We start from the raw sequence: 1,094 nt of genomic DNA on the forward strand, positions 1-1,094 counted from the left end.
ACATACGGCGACGGCGGCATTGCACATCCCTTGTCTGGCAAGGCCGCTGCGCCTAACTGGGCGTTGCAGGGGACGCCTCCACCACTGCACGCTTCGGCCACGCCAAGCGGGCGCCCCTGAACTTGGTAGTTAGGCCGAACGGCGCAATCCAGTGAATTCGCCGTCGGCGCACCTTTCCTGAGCGGGACTAGTCACGTATGCTTAAGCAATCCTCATCAACCCAGGAGTTCCAAAGTGCGTTCACACCTGAACATTTTGCTCGTGGCAGCCTTGCTTGCAAGTGCGAGCGTAGCCAACGCAAACCTTCTCCTCAACGGCAGCTTTGAGTCGGGATCGTTCGTTCCGCCCAGCAACCAAACGATGACCCTTTCGCCAGGCTCTTCTTCGCTATCAGGCTGGCAAATCGTCAACGACTCCTTGGCATGGATTGGCGTTGGAGACCCGTGGGGCCTCGACGCCCAGGAAGGCAACTTATTCCTTGACCTGTCGGACTATTCTGCCGGCGCACCGTTCGGTGGTGTACAGCAGACTATTGCTACGACCAAGGGCTTTGAGTACACGGTTACGTTTTATTTGGGCAGCTCAAACACTTGGGGCAGGCCTTCTTCACTTAATGTAAGTGCTGCGGGTCAATCGGCGAGCTATACCGGGCCACTTGTCGGAGGGACAAACGACTGGGAGCAGTTTTCCTTTGTCTTTGTAGCTACGGATGCCGAAGCCACCATCAAGTTCGTTGGCACATCGGGGGTGAACTACATTGGCTTGGACAACGTTAGCGCTTCGATAACCGCCGTCCCAGAACCAACGTCGTACGCGCTGGCGCTCATTGGTCTTGCCACAATTGGCACGCTACAACTGAAGAACAAGCCTCGCTTGCAGCGCCTCGTAAGAGCTGCCTAACTTTGCGTTCAACAGGACCCCAACCTGCTGCGCAGGTCGGGGCCTGTTAACTATGTAGTTAGTCCGTCCTGAACAACTCGCAAGCCATTGATCTGCAATGCTATTTTGGTTGAAGTGTGGTGCGATATTTGCAAGGAAACAAATACCGGCCCCGCGCTTTCTTGCAAATTTGGCAGCCCATGAAGCCCCACACC

General features: G+C 55.8%; 1 protein-coding gene. It reads left to right on the forward strand.

The genetic code is table 11. The annotated features are described in order from the left end of the window. The first annotated feature begins 234 nt into the window (after positions 1-234). Positions 235-900 carry a DUF642 domain-containing protein gene (locus ABG80_RS05640; RefSeq protein ID WP_160322448.1) on the forward strand — a complete coding sequence of 222 codons (666 nt, stop codon included), beginning with the start codon at positions 235-237 and terminating at the stop codon, positions 898-900. Positions 901-1,094 lie beyond the last annotated feature (194 nt).

The sequence above is a fragment of the Aquabacterium parvum genome, from assembly GCF_001447195.1.
Classification (GTDB): Bacteria; Pseudomonadota; Gammaproteobacteria; order Burkholderiales; family Burkholderiaceae_C; genus Aquabacterium; species Aquabacterium parvum.